Here is a 7,473-nt window from a genome sequence, read left to right as displayed (position 1 = left end):
GGCTGGTGCTCGATGACGTACACCTGCGCCTCGTCCGGCCGAAAGCGTGCCGCCAGACTGGTGATCAGCGTGCGGGCCAGCGTCGTGCGGCCCTGCTGCGGCCCACCGGCCACCAGCAGCCGGTCGCTTCCGGCTAGGTCGAGCACGGCCGGCGGCTGGGCCTGGGCGTCGGGGATGTCGATCAGGCCGTACGGGACGGCTGTCGCGGGCGGTTCGACGGTGGCCCTGGCCGCAAGGTCGTCGAGCGTCAGGTCCGCGGGCAGCGGCGGCAGCAAGGGTCGCAACGGCGCTGGGCGGCCCAGCCGGCCGGCGGCGGCCTCGATCGCGCGGACGGTCAACGTCTGGTCGGTGGCCGCGCCGCTGTGGTCCGCCCGATCCTCCGGCCGGGCGGTGCCGAGCGCGACCCAGTCCACGATCCGGATGTGGGCGGGCCGCGCCCCACCGACGGGCGGCGGATCACCCAGGTAGCCGGACTGGAACAGGCGCGGCGTCCGCGTCTCGTCCTTCGTGCAGAGAATCATGCCGCGGCCACGCAGCCGGCCGGGGATGGCCGCGGCATCCGGTATGCCCAGGACCTCGACGCTGTCGGCCGGCTCGTTCTGTCGGAGGGTGATCCGCAGTTCGATGTTGTTCTTCAGCTCGGCCGACAGCTTGCCCTGCAGCGACTGCGTGGCCAGCACCAGGTGCATGCCCAGCGACCGGCCTTTGGCCGCGACGTTGACCAGTGCCCGCAGGAAGTCCGGGGACGTCTCCAGTACCCGGGCGAACTCATCGAAGATCATAACAAGGCGGGGGAGGGCGGGCAGCCCGGGTGCATCGCGCCGGGCCCGCCAGTACTCGTCGATCTCACCGCCGTACCGGGCGAGCAGGGACTCCCGGCGGCGCACCTCCGCCCGTACCGAGGCGAGGACCCGGTCGGCGGCAGCCTGGTCGAAGACGTCCGCCGGTGTCTCGCCGGTGGAGCGGATGAGCCCGACGACGTGCGGGCAGCGCTCGAACGGGAGGAACGCGCTGCCGCCCTTGAAGTCGACGAGGACGAGGTTCAGCTCGTCGGGGGTGTTGGCCAGTAGCAGCGAGGTGACGAGCGTCTGGAGCAGGATGCTCTTGCCCGCGCCGGTGGCGCCGCCGAGCATCGTGTGCGGTCCCTGCCCGGCGAGGTCGACGGTGACCGGACCGTCCCCGTCCGCGCCGAGGAGCACCCGGGTGGTCGGCCCCGGCTGGTCCGCCCACAGGGCGAGCACGTCGTCCGCGGACGGTAGGCCGACGCCGACGAGCTCGAGGAAGCGCACCGGGTAGGGGATGGCTGATTCCGCACTGCCCAGTGACAGCCGGTCGCGCAGGGCTGCGACGGCCCGAGCGAGCCGCTCGGCGTCGGCGGGGTCGATTCCCTCGCAGCGGCCGATCGCGACCTGCTCGCCGCGGCGGTGGGTCAGCCGGACGGCACGAGTGTCGTCGACCTGACATTCTGCGCGGCACTCGTTCATCCCGTGCCGGTCGACGGCGATCACGTACACGCCCGCCTCCGGCCCGTCCCGCAGGATCGCCTTCATACCCGACAGGTTGCGCAACGCGAGTGCACCGTCGAGCACGACCACGACGTCCTCGGCGAAACCGACGTTCCCGCTGCCCCGGCGTTCGGCGGACCGGATGGTGATCAGATCCCGGAGCTCGGCGATGCGGCTGGCCCGGGTGTGCTCGGTGTTGCCGACCCAGCAGGGCACCGGGCCCGCCTCACCTGCGGCGACGTGCGGCAGCCAGGCCGCCCACGCCAGGTCGCCCCGATCCCCGGATGTGATCAGGACGATCCGCAGGTCGTCGGGGCTGCGGAGCACGCCGAGCTGGACCAGCAACCACCGGGCCAGGTCAGCGGCGGGGCCGGCCGGACCGGTGACGCCCAACACACCCACGGCGCGCAGGTCGACGGTCAGCGGCACGCCGCGCAGGGTCGGCTCGGTGAAACCGGCCCAGCGCTCGCCGCGCAGGTCGATCGAGGCGGGCTCGTCCGCGGTGCCCACTCGCAACCGCAGACCGTCCGGCGAGTCCGCGTTGCGCGGCCATACCCGGCGGTCGGCTCCGGTCGCGGCAAGGGTGAGGTCGAGCCGGTCGGGCGCCTGCGCGCGGCGGATCTTCTCCTCGGCGGCCACTGCGGTCGTGATCGTGTGCAGCGCCGCCCCCTTCTCCTTCTCGAAGCGTTGATCGTCAGCGCCCCGCTGTCTGCGGGTCACCAGCTGGTTGCCGATGACGCTGGCCGGGCCGAGTAGGCAGGTCACCAGCAGGATGGGGTTGCGCATGACCACGAACAGGACGCCACCGATAAGGACCGGCAGCAGCGCCGGGATCCAGACGGCGCCGCGGGAGGCGGTCTGGCGGGTGGGGGCCGACGGCAGCGTCACCTCGGTACGTCCGACGGCGGGTGTCGGGGCGAAGGCCCGGTCGAAGTCGAGGCGACCGTCGTGGCTGCGAGTCGTCGGCAGCGGCGAGCGGGGCAGCGGCACCCACTCCATGCGGTCGGTACCGGCCTCGAGAACGGCCCCGGCCGCAAGGGGCGCCGGCCCGACCAGGGACGCGTCGTCGACCAGGGTGCCGTTGCTGGAATGGAGGTCCTCGACGGTGACCGCGCCATCCCTTGACACCGTGAGCGCCGCATGGTTGCGGGAGACTTCGTCACAGGTGAGCACGACCCGTGCCTGCGGATCGCGTCCCATGACGTGGCCGCCCGGATCGAGCCAGCTGACCAGGCCGGCGTCGTGGCCGTCGAGCACCCGCAGCGCGCCGACGGCACCGGGCACAACGGCGCGCGGTTGTGGACCCGGCGCTCCGATACTGATTGTCGTGCCGTGCACCAGCGGGCTGTCGCCAACGGTCGCGGCGGGGTCGAGCAGTCGGCCGCCGACGAAGCAACGGCGACCGCCGACCGGTAATGGCAGCGCGTCGAGCACGGAACCGACCCCGGTCCCGGGATCGGCCGATATCTCGACGTCATACCGCGCGCCGGTGCCGGGGTCGTGCACACTCAGTCTGAGGATCATCCTCTGCTTCGCTCTGTGTGTGTCCGTGTGCTGTAGCCACCGCCAGGTACCACCAAGAACAGTGTCTCGGACATCATCGGAGGCCGACCGCTTGAGGTGTGCCCGGGCACGTACAGGTTCGTCGAGGACCGGCGATTGCCCTCGGGTGCCGCCGTGAGGAACGGATGTCTTCGTCAGGCCAGTCGTCTGCAACGGTTTCTGTGCCAGAATCCAGCATGGCGAGTCTACCCAGGTCGGCTGAAGACCTCACCCCCGCGATGCTGACCACCCTGTTGCGTCCGGCCCATCCAACAGTTGTCGTCGACGGGGTGGACCTGATAGGCGCGACGCGGGTCGGTGTTGCCACCGCTACCGGTGAGAAGGCATCAACCGCGGATCGTCTGACGCTCGGATTGCGGTACGCGCCGGGATGCGATGCAGGGCTGCCACCGCGGATGTTCCTCAAGACCCTGCTGGTCGGTGAGGATCAGTCGGGTCTGCCGCGCGCAGCTCCCGCCATGTACCGCACGGAGATCGGTTTCTACCGGGAGGTCCGCCCCCAGCTCGACGTGGAGGCACCCCGGATGTTCTTCGGCGATCTCGACGACGAGACCGGGCAGTTCGTGGTGCTCATCGAGGATCTCTCGTTGCGGGATGCAACATATCCCAATGCGCTGGGGTCACTGACCCATGAACAGGCTGCCGCGCTGCTTGCGGAGCTGGCCAAGGTCCATGCCGCCTACTGGTCAAGTTCTGATCTTCACGAGGTCTTCCCATGGCTGGAGACACCCGACTCGGGCGAGAACATGGAGTTCTTCCGGACCACCGGTCGGAAGATCTTCGATAAGCAGCTGAAGATCGACTGGAAAGCCGAGATCGTCGCCGGACTCGGGCGATCACACGACGAACTCTGGGCGGCGTTGTGGAAGCTTCAGGTCCTCATGGAGAAGGAACACAGATGCCTGCTGCACGGTGACGCTCACGTCGCCAACACCTATCTGCTGCCGACGGGTGGCGGACTGCTCGACTGGCAGTTCTGCAAGGCCGGTAACTGGGCCAGCGACGTCGCCTACCTGATCGTGACCGCCCTTGATTCTGAGCGTCGGCGGAGCCTTGAGCGGGACCTGATCGCCGGTTACCTCGACGAACTCGCCCGCCACGGCGTTACACCACCCAGCGCCGATGACGCCTGGCTGCTCTACCGGCAGAACATGGTCTGGGGGGTGGCTGTGGGCTGGGTGATGACTCCGCCCACCCACCACGGCCCGGCTCTGATCAGTGCCAACCTTCAGCGGTGTGTTACTGCTGCCATCGATCTCGAGTCCTTCAAGGCCATCAGCTGACCGCAGCGTTCGCTCCGCTGATGTCAATCCCCGCCGATGTCGGCGGTCGGTGATCTTACCGGCCGCCGTGGCTGTCGGCCGCGGTGGGCTGCCCGTCGTGGTCGTTGCGGGGCGCTGGCGTCGGCTCACCCGCTGGCGTCGGGTCCCCGAAACGCCAGCCGGGTAGGATATGGCGGCGGTAGAAGGCCCGGTACTCGCGTATGGCCGCCCCGTCCGGTTTCACTGAAAGGGGCTTGGCGGGGGCCCGCATCCACCTGAGAACTTCCATGTCGGAGTAGTAGTTCCACTTGATGATGAAGAACATGAGCCGGCCCAGAACACGGTTGAGCGGGCCGAAGTAACGGTCAGGGCCGATCTTGCGGACGGCGATACGCCAGGTGAAGATGAACAGACCCTCGCGTATCGGTGTACCCCCGGTGAGAACTGTGAGCATGGGCGACGTCCGGTCGATAGTCGCATCCTGCTGCGTCCGGTACACGCCGATGCAGGGCGCGGCCATCTCACCGAACGCGTGCGAGTTGAACAGCCGTTGGACCTTGGATTGCGGCTGCCCGCCCGCGGGTCGGAGCTGGAACTCGAAGCGGTCTCCCTCGTTCGCCAGGACGGCGTATTCCACCGGTGCGGTGATCCGATGGCTGTACGGGAAATGGTAGGAGTCGACGATGTGCTCGGATATCGGCAGGGGCTCACCGCGTCCGATGTACACCTCGCCCTTGACATTGAGGAATTGTGAGGAGTCGAAGTGTGAGACGTCGAGGAACTCCCGGACGGGCTCCGGGCCGTACCAGAAGTAGATGTTTCCCGCCCGTTCGATGACGGGTACCGCGTACTGGCGGGCCCGGCGTGGGATACTGGCGGCCGGCACCCGTGGAATAGCCGCGCAGCGGCCATCGGTCTCGAATTCCCAGGCGTGGTAGCCGCAGGCCAACCGGTCGCCGCTCACCCAGCCGCAGCGACCCAGGTCGGCCCCCATGTGACAGCACTGGCTGTCGATCATGCCAACTGTCCCGGTCCGGTTTCGAAAGAGCGCGAACTGGCGGGACATGAACTCGACCGGAACCACCTGGCCGGCTTTTAGATCTTCGCCGAAACGCGCGAAGTACCAGCCGACCGGGTAGTCGGTGAGCTGTTCCTCGTGCGCAGGCTGGTTCGCCAACAGCCGTCGGTCGTATGCCTTGCGCCGTCGTCGCGGTGCCGACACAGGTCCTCCTCCGGTACGTCCACCGAGCACATGAGCACGTCGAGGCGCCCGTCGGCGCTGATCGTGAACGTGACCACCGGCGCCCGCCCGCCCGCGAACACCGTGACGTCATCCCGGCCGAGGCCCCGATCGGGATGACGTGGGATCGGGGTGGCGCAGGACGACTTTCCTGGCTGACTTTATACCGCTGGGCTGGCGATTGTCTTGGCTTGCAGGTATTCCCGGAAGCCGTCGAGACCGTGTTCGCGGCCGACACCGCTGATCCCGTAACCCCCGAACGGCGTGTCGGGGTAGAAGTTCATCCCGATGTTCATGGTCTGTCCGGTAGCTGCCCTGGTGGTGCGGAGCATGGTTTCCCATCTTCGCCGGACTGGCAATCAGCACGGGGGGTGCCCGCTGCGGGGGGACGGCTTTCCCCGGAGCGAACGGTGCGGGTGGTTGTGCGGGAGGACGGGGCGGCCAGCATCCCGGACATGGCCTCAGCCAGGTCTGTGACCAGATCACATAGGTCTGTGACCAGATCGTGCAGTTCTTCGCCCGAGGGCGGGCCACCTGGGTCGCGACCGGTGGGATCAGTTGCGCAGTGTGCAGCCGCGTCGGGTTGCGCCTCGGTGGCGTGGACGCGTTCGTAGTCGGCAAGCGCGGCGATGGCCATCCGCATGGCAAGGTTGAATCGGCGCCGGAACACAGCTTCCGGCAGGGTGGGAAGAGCCTGCCGCAGGATGTCCCGGGCCTGGCGGAACGTGGCGTCCGTGCCACTCTCCGGTCGGCGGATGCGATGATCACGTGCGTGGTCGGCCTGAAGCCGGGCCAGGAAACTGACGTACTGGCCGTGACCAACCAGCTCCGCCAGCGGCCGTACGATGGCCTCGACCGTGGCTTGGATCGTCGCCTGGCTGGTGGCCTGGCTGGTGGCCTGGGCGAGCAGTACCGATCTGCGTGCGTTGAGTACGGTCGCGCGATGTTCGAAGATCGCTTCGAGGAGTCGCTCCTTGTCGCCGAAGTGATACTGGGCCGCTCCGGTATTGTGACTACCCGCGGCAGCGGCGATCTCGCGCAGCGAAACCGCGTCGAGACCCCGTTCCGCGAACAGGCGTTCAGCCGTCGCGATCAGGGCGTCACGGGTGGTCCTGCTACGATCGTAACTACGGCGTCGCTCGTTGCGGCCGGGGTTGCCGGTGGTTGTCAGGCCACTCACCCATCCAGTGTGACGCCGACGCTTGTCATGTCCCCGTGGCCACTCAGCCCAGCCCCTTTTCATATTCTGGCACAACTGCTTTAGTTCTGGGTGTCAGGGTGAGCCCTCCGTCCGCCACCGGGGCCGGCGGTGCCGGTAACGAAGCGGTCGGTCACCAAGCGGCCACCCATGAAACCGCAGCGGAGGTTCGATGACAGCGGAAATTCCGCCGATCATTTCCGTGGACGACCACGTGATTGAGCCGCCGCACCTGTGGCACGAGTGGCTGCCCGGCAGATACCGGGAGGCCGGCCCGCGCGTCGTGCGCGCACCGTACGAGATGGTGCCGGCGGACGGATGGCCGTTCCGGATGGCTGCCAGTGGCCCGGAGACCGACTGGTGGGTGTACGAGTACCTCCGGTATGCCGTGGTCGTGGGGATGGCTTCCGCGGGCCGGAAGCCGGCGGAGATCGGTAAGGAGCCGGTCGGATACGACCAGATGCGGCCGGGTTTCTACGACCCCGGGGCGCGCCTGGCCGACATGGATGTCAACCACGTCGAACGGTCATTGTGTTTTCCGACCTTCCCCAGGTTCTGCGGTCAGACTTTTTACGAGGCGAAGGACAAGGAACTCGCGTTGGCATGCGTTCACGCCTACAACAACTGGATGGTCGAGGAGTGGTGCGGTGACAGCGGCGGCAGGTTCATCCCGCTCTGTCTGATTCCGTTGTGGGATATTGAGCT

At 68.0% G+C, this 7,473-nt stretch carries 5 protein-coding genes and 1 pseudogene; 2 read left to right on the top strand and 4 right to left on the bottom strand.

Annotated features, from left to right (window positions below; all coding sequences use genetic code 11):
- Positions 1 to 3,029 (bottom strand): FtsK/SpoIIIE domain-containing protein (locus U9980_RS12490; RefSeq protein ID WP_322768057.1); only part of this gene is annotated, 3,029 nt, incomplete at its 3' end.
- A gap of 215 nt (positions 3,030 to 3,244) precedes the next feature.
- Here U9980_RS12490 and U9980_RS12485 point away from each other — a divergent pair.
- Positions 3,245 to 4,351, top strand: coding sequence for a phosphotransferase (locus U9980_RS12485; protein WP_322768056.1), 1,107 nt, complete (start codon positions 3,245 to 3,247; stop codon positions 4,349 to 4,351).
- Between the two features lie 55 nt (positions 4,352 to 4,406).
- Here U9980_RS12485 and U9980_RS12480 read toward each other — a convergent pair whose 3' ends face one another.
- From U9980_RS12480 to U9980_RS12470, 3 genes and pseudogenes are all read right to left on the bottom strand, one after another.
- Positions 4,407 to 5,552, bottom strand: coding sequence for a Rieske 2Fe-2S domain-containing protein (locus U9980_RS12480; RefSeq protein WP_322768055.1), 1,146 nt, complete (start codon positions 5,550 to 5,552; stop codon positions 4,407 to 4,409).
- 179 nt (positions 5,553 to 5,731) lie between these two features.
- A pseudogene (locus tag U9980_RS12475) lies at positions 5,732 to 5,869 on the bottom strand (aldehyde dehydrogenase family protein); the annotation flags it as partial.
- Positions 5,863 to 6,813, bottom strand: a complete 951-nt coding sequence (locus U9980_RS12470) for a TetR family transcriptional regulator (protein WP_416210252.1) — start codon at positions 6,811 to 6,813, stop codon at positions 5,863 to 5,865. The gene U9980_RS12470 and the pseudogene U9980_RS12475, both read right to left, overlap by 7 nt.
- Positions 6,814 to 6,940: 127 nt before the next feature.
- Here U9980_RS12470 and U9980_RS12465 point away from each other — a divergent pair.
- On the top strand, positions 6,941 to 7,473 hold a 533-nt coding region (locus U9980_RS12465), incomplete at its 3' end, for an amidohydrolase family protein (RefSeq protein ID WP_322768052.1).

The organism is Protofrankia sp. Cr1, from assembly GCF_963555865.1.
Taxonomy (GTDB): domain Bacteria; phylum Actinomycetota; class Actinomycetes; order Frankiales; family Frankiaceae; genus Protofrankia.
The sequence above is the reverse complement of the archived record's forward strand: the minus strand, read 5'-3'. Positions and strand labels throughout refer to the sequence as shown.